This is a genomic window from Cellulosilyticum lentocellum DSM 5427 (genome assembly GCF_000178835.2).
GTDB classification, from domain to species: domain Bacteria; phylum Bacillota; class Clostridia; order Lachnospirales; family Cellulosilyticaceae; genus Cellulosilyticum; species Cellulosilyticum lentocellum.
On record NC_015275.1, the window covers coordinates 2,419,821 to 2,436,353 of the forward strand.

General features: G+C 31.6%; 12 protein-coding genes and 1 pseudogene. 11 read left to right on the forward strand and 2 right to left on the reverse strand.

The features are described from left to right. Positions 1 to 9 precede the first annotated feature (9 nt). A complete protein-coding gene (locus CLOLE_RS11100) occupies positions 10 to 300 on the forward strand; it encodes a hypothetical protein (protein ID WP_013657208.1) in 291 nt (96 codons plus the stop codon). A gap of 25 nt (positions 301 to 325) precedes the next feature. Further along, positions 326 to 820, forward strand: coding sequence for a hypothetical protein (locus tag CLOLE_RS11105; RefSeq protein WP_013657209.1), 495 nt, complete (start codon positions 326 to 328; stop codon positions 818 to 820). 305 nt (positions 821 to 1,125) lie between these two features. Here CLOLE_RS11105 and CLOLE_RS11110 read toward each other — a convergent pair whose 3' ends face one another. Further along, positions 1,126 to 1,839 carry a flagellar brake protein gene (locus CLOLE_RS11110; protein WP_013657210.1) on the reverse strand — a complete coding sequence of 238 codons (714 nt, stop codon included), beginning with the start codon at positions 1,837 to 1,839 and terminating at the stop codon, positions 1,126 to 1,128. 189 nt (positions 1,840 to 2,028) lie between these two features. Here CLOLE_RS11110 and rlmD point away from each other — a divergent pair, with 189 nt between their 5' ends. The 3 genes from rlmD (at position 2,029) to CLOLE_RS11125 (ending at position 6,987) form a co-directional block, all read left to right on the forward strand. Continuing rightward, positions 2,029 to 3,384, forward strand: coding sequence for a 23S rRNA (uracil(1939)-C(5))-methyltransferase RlmD (gene rlmD, locus CLOLE_RS11115; RefSeq protein WP_013657211.1), 1,356 nt, complete (start codon positions 2,029 to 2,031; stop codon positions 3,382 to 3,384). A gap of 641 nt (positions 3,385 to 4,025) precedes the next feature. Further along, positions 4,026 to 4,238 (forward strand): SMI1/KNR4 family protein, encoded by a 213-nt coding sequence (locus CLOLE_RS11120; RefSeq protein WP_013657212.1) that lies wholly within the window; start codon positions 4,026 to 4,028, stop codon positions 4,236 to 4,238. Between the two features lie 337 nt (positions 4,239 to 4,575). Beyond that, the gene (locus CLOLE_RS11125; RefSeq protein WP_013657213.1) at positions 4,576 to 6,987 is read left to right on the forward strand and encodes a DEAD/DEAH box helicase; all 2,412 of its coding nucleotides are present in this window, start codon (positions 4,576 to 4,578) and stop codon (positions 6,985 to 6,987) included. A gap of 9 nt (positions 6,988 to 6,996) precedes the next feature. Here CLOLE_RS11125 and CLOLE_RS22470 read toward each other — a convergent pair. Beyond that, a protein-coding gene (locus CLOLE_RS22470; protein ID WP_242825740.1) for an IS3 family transposase occupies positions 6,997 to 8,138 on the reverse strand; the annotation gives its coding sequence in 2 pieces (ribosomal slippage) (positions 6,997 to 7,889 and positions 7,889 to 8,138; 1,143 coding nt in all). Between the two features lie 441 nt (positions 8,139 to 8,579). Between CLOLE_RS22470 and CLOLE_RS21865 the strand changes: the two genes are divergently transcribed. From CLOLE_RS21865 to CLOLE_RS11165, 6 genes and pseudogenes are all read left to right on the forward strand, one after another. Continuing rightward, the gene (locus tag CLOLE_RS21865; RefSeq protein WP_013657215.1) at positions 8,580 to 12,998 is read left to right on the forward strand and encodes a cellulose binding domain-containing protein; all 4,419 of its coding nucleotides are present in this window, start codon (positions 8,580 to 8,582) and stop codon (positions 12,996 to 12,998) included. Positions 12,999 to 13,020: 22 nt separating this feature from the next. Continuing rightward, on the forward strand, positions 13,021 to 13,311 hold the full coding sequence (locus tag CLOLE_RS11145; protein WP_013657216.1) for a hypothetical protein: 291 nt from the start codon (positions 13,021 to 13,023) through the stop codon (positions 13,309 to 13,311). An 804-nt stretch (positions 13,312 to 14,115) separates the two neighbouring features. Continuing rightward, positions 14,116 to 14,388: pseudogene (locus CLOLE_RS21870) on the forward strand (SMODS domain-containing nucleotidyltransferase); the annotation flags it as partial. 218 nt (positions 14,389 to 14,606) lie between these two features. Then, positions 14,607 to 15,092, forward strand: a complete 486-nt coding sequence (locus tag CLOLE_RS11155; protein ID WP_041712968.1) for a hypothetical protein — start codon at positions 14,607 to 14,609, stop codon at positions 15,090 to 15,092. After that, positions 15,083 to 15,835: a transposase gene (locus CLOLE_RS11160; RefSeq protein ID WP_050794683.1), complete on the forward strand. Its 753-nt coding sequence runs from the start codon at positions 15,083 to 15,085 to the stop codon at positions 15,833 to 15,835. The genes CLOLE_RS11155 and CLOLE_RS11160 overlap by 10 nt, the downstream gene beginning before the upstream one ends. Before the next feature lie 163 nt (positions 15,836 to 15,998). After that, complete coding sequence (locus CLOLE_RS11165) at positions 15,999 to 16,253, forward strand: hypothetical protein (RefSeq protein ID WP_013657220.1); 255 nt, start codon at positions 15,999 to 16,001, stop codon at positions 16,251 to 16,253. The last annotated feature ends 280 nt before the right edge of the window (positions 16,254 to 16,533 follow it).

A 16,533-nucleotide genomic window follows, 5' to 3' on the forward strand; every position in this document is an offset into this window, starting at 1 on the left:
TTTAAAGGAATGGTTGCGCATGAATTTGGGCATTCTTTAGGATTATATGATGCTTATCCAGATGCTAATAAAGAGCCAGGTGCTAATAAAGGTAAGTACCTTATTAGTAATGCTGAAATAGATGAAGGAACAAAGTTTTGCATAGATGGTAGTATAATGTGGAATAGCGGTATAGCCTATAGTAATGATATTGAAATGGTATTACAGGCATTTATAGAAAATGAATTACAATTTTACATGAACATAGGAGTACATAAAAAATCTAAAGCTATTAGATTCCCCCAAAACTTTATAGAATAATAATATAATTATATGGAGGTAGATAATGAAAAAAAGTAAGAAGAAATTATGTGGCATACTTTTGATTACGGCTATTCTAATCGTAGCCTCTAGGTTTACTTTCTCAGAAAAACTAGACTCGAAATATTATGAAAAGTTTAAACAAGATACAATACTTGATTTTGAAAATAATAAAGAGGTATTTGTAGAAATTGCAGAAGCTTTATCAAAAGATAATCAACCTAAGTGGTACTACAAAAATAAAAAAAACATTAATATTAATCTGCCATCAGATATCTCTGAGAGTAAAGAACTTATTAACAGTATTGAAAGCCTTATTAATAAATACGACTATATAGGGGTACAATATAGAAGCTCTGTTATTGATAATTATCAAATCGTTAGTTTTGATAAAAATGTTAAAGGGAAAGTAGATGTCTCTATTATATACTTTGTTAATAGTGATGCTCCTATCCAAGAAAGTAGTTTTTTAGTCAAAATAACTGATAAATGGTATTATAGAATTAACTTTTATGCATAAAATAGGAGAACTTTCTTGTTGGTTTGAAGATTAATTATATATTTCAAGACCCAAAAGTTCTTTTTTAAAACTGTAAATCCATACTTTTCATCTTGAATTATTGCCCTCATAACCAAAGTTTTTTATATCAGTTGTTGTATTAAATATCAAGCTATATGTAGTTTTATATGGTACATTTAGAACGTTAAATTTATTCATGAGCGATGATGACGTGCAGAATGTTTACCATTCATGGGATGAAGAATAGACTTTAATAAATATTAATATAAAAAAGTTCTAGGAATATTTCCTAGAACTTTTTTATATTAATTGATCTTTTTAAGTAAAGAACGTTGTTTTTCAAAAATTAATCGTGTTAATAAATTAGTATCAGCTATATCTAAATTCTGAAATTGAACACGGTGTGAATAATAACCTGCACCATTCATTTCTCCTAAGCCCAAAATTTTGCCCTTTAAATTAAATTCCATATTCACAAAATAAAACTCTAGCATTATATTTTGTGACGACTTAAGTTGCAAATTAGTATTTAAGCACATACCACCCGTGCTGATATTCACACAAATACCTTTTTCATAAGGAAGTTCTAAGAAATCTATTTCTTCATTTTCTTCCGCTGGAAGTAGCTGAAATTTTACATCGAAGGTAACATCTAATCTAAAATATTCTCTTTGCTGCTTCTTAACGATAGGTGAAACAACTTCACCTACATAAAACAAACTATTTCCCTTACGATAACTCCTCACAATACGTATTTGTGAATGAAACAAAGCTAATTTAGATACAAATACCATGTCAATAATAGCATCTTGTGGATAGATGACCCAGTCTAATTTAGATATAGGTGCCTCGAAGATCAGTAGTCGTTCTACCCATTCAATAGGCTTAGTCACATGGGTATTATGTAGATAAGATAGGCGTAAAGTCAAATTCATATCGTCCATTAAATTTTTCTGATACATTTTTACGCTTTCTTCAATGGCGGTACTTTGATTCTTATTCTCCTGATTATATCTCACACTATTCTCTCCTTACTCTGCTCTCTTAAATTTATTATACTTTATTATAAGTTTACTTTTCAACTTAAAGTTAAATTGTTGTAAGTGTTTTGGATTATTCTAAGCCCCACTTGAAAATCTTTGTATAATATGTCACAATATTGCTTGATACGAAGACTTAGAATAAGTACGAATTAAAGGAGTCATACGATGGCTAAAAAAAATCAAATAATTGAAGGCATTGTGTCTCATAGTATATTCCCTAATAAAGGGGTTGTTTATTATGAAGAACAGCCTATTTATGTTACAGGTGCTTTTAAAGGCCAACATATTAAAGCACGTTTATTTAAGCGCAAAAAAGGAACTTGGGAAGCACAGCTTCTAGAAGTCCTCGAGAATCCGACTTATTTTGTCGAAGCGCCTTGCTCTTATTTTGGGATGTGTGGTGGTTGTAGCGCTCAAAACCTTGATTATGATGAGCAAATTCATTTAAAACATGAACAAGTCAAAGAACTACTTACCAAAGCAGGTATCTCTGACTATGAAGATTTGGGTGTTATTGGAAGTCCTGAAGCTTTAGCGTATAGAAATAAAATGGAATTTAGCTTTGGAGATGAAGTCAAAGATGGTCCTATGACTTTAGGTATGCACCGTAAACATAGTACCTATGATGTGATTACAGTAGATGGTTGCCTCTTAGTAGATGAGGACTTTAGTACAATACTACGAACTATTTTAGACTACTGTAAGGATAACGATTTAAATTACTATAAGAAAATGCAGCATACTGGATTCATGCGTTATGTTGTTATTCGTAAGTCTATTACATTTGGTGAAATATTGGTTAATATTGTTACTTCATCTCAAAAAGATTTTTCTTTCATACCTTTAGCAACGCTATTAGCACACCTTCCTCTTAAAGGAAAACTAACAGGTGTAATCCATACCATTACAGATAATTTGGCTGATGCAATTAAGCCAGAAAAAGTATCTGTCATTTATGGGCAAGATACAATTAGAGAGCAGATTCTAGGATTGCAGTTTAATATATCACCATTTTCTTTCTTCCAGACGAATACAAAGGGAGCAGAACTCCTTTATAAAAATGCGCTTTCCCTTATTGATGATATGGATAATAAAACTGTATTTGACTTATACTGTGGTACAGGTACCATCACTCAAATTATGGCTACTCGCGCAAAGAAAGTCTATGGCATCGAGATTGTAGAAGAAGCGATTGATAAGGCCAAAGAAAATGCTATTTTTAATCATTTAACCAACTGTCATTTTATTGCAGGTGATGTTATGGTAGAAGTGGATCAATTAAAAGAAACACCAGATATCATCATATTAGATCCACCAAGAGACGGTATTCATCCAAAAGCAATTCAAAAGATTATTAACTTTGGTGCTAAAGAACTACTTTATATTTCATGCAAACCAACTTCATTGACAAGAGACTTACCAATTTTAAAAGAAGCTGGATATCACATTGATAAAGTGCTTTGCGTGGATATGTTTCCGCAGACGCCCCACGTTGAGACGGTAGTGAAGCTATCTAAATAAATTGACTAACTAAAAAAAAGTCCTACCATCTTAAAAAAACTCTTTCCACCTAACATTTTCCACCAGACCAAAAGCAGGAGGAAGAGCTGGAAAAAGAAATAAGATTCAAGGGATTAAAATTAGGAATCTAACAAGGGTTAAGGTGTTGAGGGACAAGGGTTAAGAATAGAAATCAGGAATAAGGATTGAGGGAAAACACCCCTTGATCCTTTTTTCTTTACCCTAAAATCAGGCATGGCTTTTTTACATGAAAATAAAGTTGTTCCCGATTTTCTTAAAAATGAGAGAAAAAAATAGGGCAAAAATGCAGGATTCGGGAAAGACTTTTTTTTAGCGGGCAACGAAAGATGTGGGTTTGTGAGGGGTGAAGTGGGAAAGAGTTTTTTTTAGCGGTACAATAAAACCTAGATATATCAAGGCTTAGGGCGAATAATAGCTCTAAGCCTTGATGTGTTTTTGGACACTTTTTGGACAAATAGATGTTCCCAAATGAGTAGGGGGTACACTTTTTGGCAGAATTCAGTAGTTTTGCGCAAAAGTATAGGTAATGGTGTAAATATTTATTTATGAGGAAATATACATAAAATCTTTGAGACATGATATGATCTAACTAAAATTACAAGATATGAAAATGGGAAAATATGAAGTATGAAAAGTATTTAGGAAATTTTGTTATAAAGGGCAACTTTGATGAAGAATTTATATCTAAAGTAGAAGATGAATTTGAAATTAAATTGCCAGAAGATTATTTGAAATTTATAAGATATTGCAATGATGGAGATGAAGATATAGGTGCAAGTTACATAAGATTTAAAAGAATAAAAGAAATTATTCTGAGAACTATCATGGTATAAAAGTGATGCTATTGTAGGTAGGGTGAAAGATATAAGGGCTTAGAAGCAGATTAATTTGCTTTTAAGTCCTGTTTTTATATATTCCTAAGCATATTTTTTATACCATGAAGATCCAATGTGTAATTGAATATCAAGGTCAAATATTGTTGTAAGAGGGGGGCTATACTTATTTTTTAGGGAAATAATATAGTTATTTGTAAAAAAATATATTTAATTTAAAATTTATTAAATTTAGTATAAGATTAAATTATAAGCTGAAATGCTCATGTAATAGGGCACTTATATCAAGATTTCTGTAAATTATATTAAGGTAAATACGTATAAGAAGGAGTTGCTAATGGGGTATTTTCAAGATAACTACGAAAAAATACAGTTCACAAAAGGATTAGTAAATAACAACGGTTTGAGAAATGCACAATTAGGGGCAATTCATGCACTTGGGTCATATTTCACATTGGATAAAAATAAAGCAGCAATTGTAGTAATGCCGACAGGATCTGGCAAAACAGCTGTACTTATGATGACTCCATATTTGTTATGTGCAAAAAAGGTATTGGTTGTTACGCCGAGTAAGATGGTACGTGGGCAAATATATGAGGAGTTTTGTGAATTGAAAACTCTCATAAATGCAAATGCATTGCCAGTCCTTATTCATAAACCAAATGTTTTTGAGATGAATCATTTATATAGCGATGAGGAAAATAAAAAATATAATGAAGCTGATGTCATTGTTGCTACACCACAGTGTGCGTTATCTTTGGTTGAAAATAAAGCTGAATCTGAAAAGTTTGACTGCGTTTTGATAGATGAGGCACATCACACACCGGCTGCTTCTTGGACAAGGATTCTAGAATTGACACAAAAAGTAAATCAAGTCTTATTTACAGCAACGCCCTTTCGAATGGATTCACGAGAAATAAAGGGGGAGGTGATTTATAGATATCCATTAAAATTAGCATATAGAGATGGTATCTTTGGTGAAATTATGTATATTCCTATATCTGCAAGTGCTGAAAAAGATTTAAGAATTGCATACAAAGCAGAAGAAATCTTGATGCAGGATCGAGAAAAGGGGTATGAGCATTTTTTAATGGTTCGCACTAACACTAAGGAAAAAGCAAAAGATTTAGAAAAACTATATGCTGAAAAAACAACACTTAGATTAAAAAGAATTGACAGCTCAATGTCAAATAACACAGTAAAAAAATGTATAGAAGCTTTAAAAAATAAAGAGCTAGATGGAATAATATGTGTGGATATGTTAGGAGAAGGTTTTGATTTTCCTAATTTAAAGATTGCTGCTATTCATGAGGTACATAAATCATTGGCAAATATGTTACAGTTTATTGGCCGATTTGCACGTACTAATGCCTCAAATATTGGAACAGCTAAATTCATAACAATAAACGATGAAGAACTTCTAATTGAAAACAGGAGACTGTATGGAACAGATGCAGTTTGGCAAGATATAATCATTGATATCAGTGATGGTAAGGTTGACGAGGAGATAGAAAGTAAAGAATACATTGCTTCCTATCATAAGAGAGATAAAAGTGCAAGTGATGTTGAAAATTTCTCCTTATATAACATTAGACCAGGATGCCATGCAAAAATTTATAGAGTAAATGATTTTAATATTTCTTCATCTTTTCCAAATGGCTGTGGTATTACAGAACCTCCATATGTTAATACTGAAGATAATACCATAGTGGGAATTGGAAAAAAATTAGTCCCTCCTAAGTGGTTAGCATCAAATGAAATCAATGATGTTGAGCATCTCTTGTATATTGTTCATTATCAAGTGAAGACAGGACTTTTATTCATTTTGTCGCAGATAAAAACGGAAACATTATATGATGAAATTGCTAGCGCTTTTTCTTCTGGATATGAGAAAATACCAAAATCAAATATGCATAGAGTATTAGCTGAATTGAAGAATTTTGAAATTTTTAATTCGGGGATGGCTAATCGTTTTTCAGAGTCAGGAGAATCTTATCGTATATCTGCAGGTTCAGATACAAGTCAGGCAATAAATGAGAGTACTGGGAAAATGTATTCTGCCGGTCATGCATTTTGCAAAGCAATGAAAGATGGTAATGAAATTACAATTGGATATAGCAGTGCATCAAAAATGTGGAGTAGTGGATATGCTCTACTAAATGAATATATAAAATGGTGCGATTATAATGGTGAAAAAATAGCTAATGATGAGATTAATGTAAAGACAAATACAAATTTTGATTTCTTACCAATTCCGAGGAAACTGATAAGTTATCCCCAAAATTTGTTTTTTGCAAATTTTTCATCAGAAACATATTTAATGTCGCCATTGTTATATTACAAAGAAGAAAAAGAACCAATAGGTAATTTAATTGATAGTGACATAAAAATAATTAATATTATTGAATCAGAAATTAAAGTTGCAATAAGTATAGGAAATATAGAAGAAACATATGTTTGTGATATCGAGGGGCATTATGAAGCTGATACGTCATCGAAACTAACTGTAAGTTTGCATAACGAACGAGTAGAATTGGATAAATATTTTTGTTCTTATCCTCTACAGTATAAGGCAACTGATGATACTGTTATTGATGGTGCAGAAATATTATTCGGGAATACAGAAGTCATTACATATGATTCAAGTAATATTGTCGCGATAGACTGGATTAACAAATATGGAACTGATGTTACAATTTGGAGTATAGTCAATAGTTTGGACACGATTTGTAACGAAAAAATTGGTTGAGATCAACAATTATGCGTGCTGATCCCAGTATTCTGCTTCTAACTCATTTGGCGTTTTATATCCAATCGCACCGTGGGGAAGACGATTGTTATATAGATTTTCAATGTACTCGAAAATATCTAGTCGAAGTTCCTCTAAGGTATGATAGTTTCTGCGATTGGTGCGATTCTTTTTGAGATATTTGAAAAAACTCTCACAACAAGCATTATCGAAAGGGTATCCTTTTTTAGAAAATGACTGCACAACATTATAGGAATCTAAGAGATTTCTAAATGCAAAAGCAGTATACTCAGATCCCTGGTCAGAGTGAAATATGAGTCCATACTGAACATGACGGCTTTTATAAGCCTTATTAAAAGCTGACATTATTAAGGTAACATCGTGGTTGCTAGCTATGTGCCAATCAATGATTTTTCTAGAAAACAAGTCCATGACAATGCAAAGATAATACCATTTACCATTAACTTTTATGTAAGTGAACTCACTAGCCCAGACAAGATTTGGAGCCTTTTGGTTAAATTCCTGATGGAGGTGATTATCGCATTCTCCCTGATCGTGATGTTTTACTCTACAAGGTTTATCTGTAGACATTTTAGGAAGAGACATTGATTGCATCAGTCTGTACACTCGTCCCACGCTGATGTTTATACCATAATCACGACTGAGGATATATGTGATTTTATAAGCACCAAGACATTTATCATAGTCAGAATAAATCTGAAGAATGACACGTTTGATATTTAGGTTTTCCCTTACTCTTGGAGCAGATTCAGAGTTGAAGTGCTTATAGTAAGTGCTGCGATTTACGTTTAGTACACGACAAAGGGTTTTGATATCATGCTGAAAGCGTAGTTTATAAACAGCATCTAGTCGCTCAGAGAGTGTGGCGTGAATATGGCAATCGCTTTTTTTAATATGAGGTTTTCCTCCTCAAGTTGAGCCATTCTTTTTTGCATTTCTTTAATTTGTTTAGCAGTTAGGACTTTGCCATCATCGGTCTCAACAGTAGAATATTGTTTAATCCATTTAGCGAGAGAAGTCTGTGAAATATCATATTCTTGGCAGAGTGAAGTCTGAGTTTTGCCATTGTGATAAAGTGCAACGATTGATTTTTTAAAATCTTCATCATAACGAGTTTGTTTAGTTGCCATGTGGGCACCTCCTTTTGTGTCTACTTTAATATAATCACTAATATCAAATCGTGTCTACTTATTTAATATAGATCCAATTAGATCATGGAGTAAAACAGGAACAATTCAATGAGAATCTATGTCTTAGAATGCTAGGTCAGATCAAAGTAATAGATGACAGAGGAAAAATATACATTACATTATTAGATGGTACAAGTATGATATGTGAAAATAACAATTAAAAATTTTGAAAGCACTAAATGAATTTTAGCTATGAAGTGAACACCATCTTGGTGGTTAAGCCTAAAATGGTGTTCATTTTGATATTAAGCATAACAACTACAAAGTACTACATACATTTAGTACTTTCTACTAAAAAAGTTATACGACAGTTTCGGACAAAATTTTATTTGTTTAAATATTATAATTATACAGAATATAATTATAAAGGGGAGTTGTTATTTGAAAACGAAAAAGAGAATTTTAGCCTATTTACTTACTTTAACACTAGCTATGACATCACTGCCTACTCAATTATTTGCACAAACAACAAAAGATGTACCACTGCCTATGTCAGCACTTGTAGATACTCAAACGACTACACCCGGAGCTATACAAATTAATCCTTCTAAATATATAGGGGATGGTTATCAAGTAGAATTTAAAGTAACGAACCAATGGCCAGGGGCATTTAATGGGGAATTTGTACTCACTAACACTGGTGATAAACCACTAGAAAACTGGACATTAAAATTTGATTTTGAACACGAAATTACAAGTATGTGGAATGCTCAAATTTTAACACGTGAAAGTAATAGTTATGCTATTAAAAATATGGGTTGGAATCAAGATATAGAACCGGGAAGCAGTATAACTATCGGTTTCCAGGCCAATGGCGATGGTACTATTAATAATCCAAGTAAATACAGCTTGAATATGGAAGAACAAGTAGCAAGTGATGTAGATTACACTATTGGATTTAAGTTAACTGGTAACTGGAATGGCGGTTTTAATGGAGAAATAAGTATTACTAATCAGTCTAATGCACCTATTGAGGACTGGAGCTTAGCTTTTGATTTTGAAGCTAATATCAATAATTTATGGACTGCTACTATAGTTGAGCACACTGGTAATCACTATGTTATTAAAAATAAAGGATATAACGCTAATATTGCACCAGGACAAACTCTAACTTTAGGTTTTAGTGGAGATAATCTAGAAGATAGTACAATTGAACCAAATAATTATAAACTATCTTATATTGGATCAGCTACAGATAAAGAAGAGATTGATTATGAGTTAGACTCTGATAATGATGATTTACCTGATTACTATGAAAATATATTAGGAACAGATCCTCTAAATGCAGACACTGATGGGGATGGCCTTCCTGATGGTTATGAGTATTGTGAGCTAATGACAGACCCACTACTTCAAGATTCTGATGGAAACAATACAAGTGATGCAGATGAAGATTTTGATAAAGATGGACTTATTAATAGAGAAGAGTTTTTATTAAGCACAGATCCTTACAATAATGATACAGATAAAGATAGTTTATTGGATGGAGATGAAGTCAATAAGTTTGGTACCGATCCGCTTGTTTATGATGAAATAGATATTAGAATAGATACTGACGGTGATGGATTAGCTGATCAAACCGAACGTATTATTGGAACTGACTTAACAAAAATAGATACAGACAATGATGGACTACCTGATAATTACGAATACTTTGATTTTATTACAAATCCTACATTAAGTGATACTGATAATAATGGAATAAATGATGCAGATGAAGATTTTGATAATGATGGCTTAACTAATCTTGAAGAATATACAATTCGGACAGATTCTTTTAAGCCTGATAGTGATAATGATGGATTAATAGATGGTGATGAAGTAAATACTTATCATACTAACCCGCTAATAGCAGATACTGATGGAGATACTTTAAATGATGGTGACGAAATAAGTATGGGATTAGATCCTTTAAATCCTTTTACTTTTGGTACACCAGATCAAGAATATGTTTTTGTTCAAGATGTAGCTGATGACAATTTGTCAGCTATTAATACAGAAGATAGTCCTTATAAGGTATCTATCCAAGTAAAAGCTTCTGGAAATGCAAAAGGAAATACTATAGTAGGCCAAAGTGAATATGCGCATACAATAGAAGATAATAATGCAATTGTAGGAAAAGCTATTAGCATTAAGTATCATGATGGCGTATTAGAAGAAGGTAAAATATCATTTGAATTAGATGAGTCTCTTGTTACACAAGACAATATTGTAAATGACCAGAGGGTAACAGGAATAAAAAGATATCAAATTTTTAATTTTAATGAGGAATATGGGATATTAGTTCCACTACCTACAATAGTTGATGTGAAAACTAATGTAATAAGCACTGAAATGATAGGTCAAGGTACCTATTGTGTTATGAATTTAGAAAAATGGTTGAGTAACGTAGGAGCTTTTAAAACTAATCAAGAAGTAAATATTCTAAAACAAAGTGCTTCTATAATGGCGAGCGTGGATACTCAAACATATGATTTGAAAAATAATAACTTATTTAACACTACATATCCTAACACAAAGTCAAAAAAAGTTGACCTAGCCTTTGTAATAGATACTGGATATACAATGCAAAAAATAATGCCATCATTAAAAGCTAGTATGAAAGAGATTGTTAGAGGATTAAAAGAGGAGTACAATTTAGATGTAGAAGTATCCATAATTGACTTTAAAGATATTAACTATATGAGTCCTTCTTCAGCCATCCAAATAAATGGCATACAGGCTTCAAAAGCAGAAGGAAATAGAGTATTAAGCTTTAGCAATAGTCTTTCTGAAATAGAGCAGATAATAGATGGGCTTGATGCTTATGGCGGATATGATACAGACATTTCAGGTACACCGCTTGCGGGATTAGGGTATGTTACAACTTTGCCATTTAGAAAAGATGCCAGTAAGTTTGCCTTTTTAGTAACTGATAAGTCATATAGTATTGCTAACTGCCATGGTTTTAATACTGTGTATGAGATGATAGAAAAGTTAAACACATCGGGAGTTAACCTAGGAATATCTTATAAAACAAGGGAAGAAACAGGTAGTATTTCAGATAATACAGCTACGTTTTATAGAAGATGGTTACAAAAAATAAATGGTGTTTTCGTACCACTTCGAATTATGGCAGATGTCGAAAGTGGTTTCAAAGAATTTATTATTACTAATCTTATTGACCAAAAAGAATTTCAAATTTTAGGAAGTACTAGCCTTAAAGAAATTATATTAAAAGAACCTTTAGCTAAGGGAGGTTCAGCTGATACTGACAAGGATCAACTTACTGACAGTGAAGAGGTATACTGGGATTCTAAATTAATATCTTATGGAATAGATGGATATGAATTACCTAAAATAGGAGATATATGGACTCTGATCTATGAGACTCATGGGTACGATATAAGTCAAATACCTTTCCCAGAGTTATTACAAGATATAGTCGTATTACCGATATTATCTGATCCTACAGATATAGATAGCGATTCCGATGGATTAACCGATTATGTTGAACATACCAATCATTTCGAACATGATACATGGTCTGCATTGCATTATGATAAAACAAATGTGGATATTTATAATACTTACGAAAGAACAGTTGCACATAGTAAGGATGAACATACTTTTATTCTTAATCCATATATTGTCACGAGACCATATACAATTAATGTGAATAGCGACATTAATTTAGATATATCTGTTTATTATATAGGGATTACTGGAATGTCTGACCCTGAATTAGTAACCACAAAATATAATATACAAGATAGAATAGATTTTGTACCTGAAAAAGGTGGCTATTATGAAGTAAGAATTAAGCTTAGTTCTATAACTTCAATAGGCGACTATTCAATGACTATAGAATTATTGGATATGTATAAAGAAGCAGGCTTTGTAGAAGGTGATGATGTCCTTGTATATGCTGCTAATCATAAAGGGTTATATCCATTTTTAGCGACATTAGAAGAGGGAACTTATGGAATATTAATACCTAAATTTGAAGATGCAGAGGAGTTTGGACAATTTAATTGCGCATTTTCTCCGGGAGATGGATTATCCTTAGTATTGGATTTAACGCCCTTAATTGGAGACGCAAAAACTTTTATAGAACTAATTGAAGGAAGAGATATAATAACAAAGCAAGAAATTAATCGATGGTTATTAGCAGGAGCTATAATAGTTCCTCGTGTAGTTTCTGAAGCTATTGGATTATTTGGAAAAAATGCAGATGATGTTGCAAAATATATTTTAAAGGGAGATCCTAAAACCGTTGCAAAACTAAAAGAACTCGGAGCAACGGACGGATTAATCACATCAATACAAAAATCTGAGGGCGCGGCTGGCTTAGATAGGTTAGAAAAATTGCTAATGCAATATTTTTCATGTGATGATATTGCTACTTTAAGTAAATATGGAATAAGTACTGCAGAATATCAGGCTAAAGGTATAACCTATTCAAGTGTTGCTGAAAATGTTTCGAAAATGCTTAATACGAGTGATTCGTATGTAGAACTCTATAGAGCTGTTGGTGTAGATGAATTTGAAGATATAATGAGCTCAAATATATTTAGACCCAGTCCAAGTGGATTTGTTTCAAAACAATTTGGATTCTCATTCGATGAAATATTAAAACTGAGTAATAATTTCCCTGAGAGTGTTGCAATTTTTAAGGCAAAAATACCAAAAGAAGTATTTATTAAATTAGATTTTAATGCTGTAGATACAGCTATATTGAAGAGTGGTAATGCAACTGTTCAAGAAGATGTTTTGAAAATTTTTAATGATTCATTGTTAGAAGTAAAACAGGTATACTAGTAAGAATGGAGCTGATTTTGTTTTGTTAGAATTTATAGCAGATATATATTTATTTAAAGATAATGGTGGTGCTATGCCAGGAAATGGATGGTCTGGAATGATGCCTTCATTTAATATGGATGGAGACTTGATAGCTTCAAGGATATTGTGTGATAAACCTCTTATAAAGGAGCAATGGCATGAAGTCATTATTCAACTTCCATATGGAGATAAATTTGAACACATAAAGGGAAAATTAAAAAATGAGTATGAGTTTAAGCTTAACATTGGAGGGAGAGTACTGGGCAAAGGAATAATAAAGTGTGTAGAATGACAATCTCTTTATTTTGAGCAAATTTAACTTTAAGCGATTCAAAAGATGCTGTCTATAAAAAATAGTTTTAAGGAGACTTTCGGTTAATTTGAAGTTTTATTATAAATTTCATGGCTGAAAGTCTTTTATATATTTTGTCAAATTCGCAGTTTTTCACCTCAAATTTGTGCCTCTTTGCAATAGATGTCTTATAATCATTTTATGTGTATAAAAAAAGATAGTTGAGTTAATATGAAATGATTGTAAGACTGTTATATGGACAAGTATACAGTATGAAAAAGTAATAATAGAGTAGATGCAAGCAAACTATGAAGAGATAGATATGTGCTTGGCCTATTTTTTGTATCCTACAGGTAATTCGTAGTTATATCACGAGTTAAAAAAATTAAAAATAAATAATATTGTATACCAATATCTAATTATATTATAAAATATAATTAGAATAGATTAGAAGTATCACAGATAATCTGTACTTATAGGTGTGGCGGGTATAGATAAGTATAATTTGTTGAGTTATAGAATTGTTCGTAAAAAACACTAAAAATAAAAATATTATACACATTTATTGCTGATTATCCTAAAATATATAAAGGATTAGATCAAAAATAAGATAGTGATTTTTTATAAGTAACATGAATTTATTTGTTCGGGTAATGAAAGAATAGGAGGGGACGGAATAAGATGAGTTTGCCAATACGTAAGCGTGGAGAGATTATTCCACAAGATACTAGAAATACTATATCAATGCGTTATCATACTATTACCAAAGCAATAAATTGTGAATTTTGAAACAGCCAAAGTGAGACACAAAATAGTTTGTATGTTGGTTCTTATGGGCGTGGAACAGCAATTAATTCCAGTGATCTTGATGTTTTGTTTGAATTACCACAAAATGAATATAATCGATATGATTTAGTAAAGGGCAATGGTCAATCACGTTTATTGCAAGCAGTAAGAAATGCAATACTAACATCTTATCCTCGCAGTGAAGTTAGAGCTGATGGACAAGTTGTAAAAGTTTTGTTCAGTGATGGCATGAAATTTGAAATACTTCCTGCATTTAAAAACATTGATTGATGGGGCAATGGAATGGTACATATATTTATCCAGATACAAATATGGGTGGAAATGAGGGCTTTCGGGTCAATTTGAAGTTTTATTATAAATTTCAAGACCTAAAAGCCCTTTTTGTAAAAGTTGTAAATTCGCACTTTTTGACTTCAGATTCTTGCCTCTTTGCATAGTTATATTCTATAATCATTTCTTGTGTATAAAAAATGACAACCGAGGCAAAGATGAGTAAGAATTACTTAAAGAAATTTATTAAATATGTAAAGAAAGTTTATCATATAGAAGATGGGTTAAAAGCACTAACAGATAGAAGAAAAAACCTTCTATATACTACTGGAGAGGTTATTCTACCAGTGCTTTTAGGCTTTATAATGAGAATACAAAGTTTTAATGAACTTAAGTATAAAATAAGAAGTAATGATTTTATAAATATTATTTCTAGAAAAATGAAATTACCACAAATAGATACTATCAGAGATACCCTTAAAGTTATTGATAATCAAGAACTATACAAAATGCACAGTAAAATCATTAAGAAGTCCAAGCGAAATAAAACATTTGAAGAAGGGACCATAGATGGCTATACAGTTGCAGCTATAGATGGTACTAAATTGTTTGGAAGCTATAAGAAAAGTTGTGAAGAATATTGTACCACAACTATAAGAAATAAAAAACACACTATTTTCATAGTACTGCATTCATGTCATTAATAGGCAATGAGCCTAGATTGATCATAGACTTTGAACTCTATAAAGGTTCAGAAGATAGCAGTAAAAAGGATGAAGGAGAGCTAACGGTAGCAAAAAGACTATTGAGCAGAGTAACGAAAGAGCATAAATGTACGATAGATGTAGTCGTTTATGATGCTTTGGCTTGTAATAGCAGTTGGATTAATCATTGTATATCTAATAAGGTAATACCAGTTATTCATGTAAGGGATAGTAATATTATAAGTATCAAGGAAGCTAAGACTAAAATTAACAAAAGTAATATAAAAGAGATTTGGCAAGATGGGAAAAGAGATTGTGAAGTAACAGCATATGAAGAATCGTTTTACATGGATGAAGTAACTGACCCACTTAGGTTTGTAAAGTTTAGAAAGAAAACAAAGACAAACAAATATTCACAAGTTTTACTGGTTACAAGTGATTTTAATATTCCTCTTCAAACATTATACAAGATGATGCACATGAGGTGGGATATAGAAAATAGCTTATTTAATAAACTTAAAACTTATAGTGCTCTAGAGCATTGTTTTATACATCACCCAAACGCGATAGAAGCACTTTTGTATTTAATGAGCATAGCTACTAATCTTACACAACTATTTATTTTTAGAAGGCTAAGTGGAAGTGAGGTAAAGCTATTAACACAAAAAGAAATAGTAAGGTTGCTAGAGAAAGATCTATATCGATTGAAATATAATAGGAAGTATATTTTTGATACGACATAAGGCCATGACCTAATTGAATACGGTGGGAGAAAATTGGGGTAAGGGGAACTATACCTATTTTTAGGAAAAACAGCATAAATAGTGTAAAAGATAGTAGGAGTTGATTGAAATTTCTTTAACTATACTATAAAATCAGGTTAGAAGCGAAAGTGCTCGTATTAAGATGGGAACTGAATTAAGGATGATAGATGAGGATTTTAGACAATCTTTATTAAGTAAAATGAGTATAAGTCAAGGTAATATATTATTTTTACGCGAGCTATTAATAGAATATAAAGAGGCAGGAATGGATAAAAATAGTATGATGAATAATCTGATAGAGTTACGTTCTAGTTGTAATTCTGATGTGGAGGATGTTTTTCTTGATTTGATGGATTTTGTGACAGGATTTTGTAATTCAAGTTTGAGAATATTTTAATATTTTAAAGAGATAACTGTTCAGCCATAATAAATTTTGCTGTGGATAACAGTAGAGGTTTCGGGTCAAATTGAAGTTTTATTATAAGTTTCAATACCTGGAGCCTCTTTTTGTAAATAATATAAATTCGCATTAGAAGGATAATATTTTCTTTGGTATGGACGGAAATCACTATGCTTTTGTATATACAGTTAATGGAGAGAAACCTACTTACATATGTATACCTGATGAGTATTGAAATGGAAAAGAAAACACTTGGAGAGTAATTGGTATTACTTTA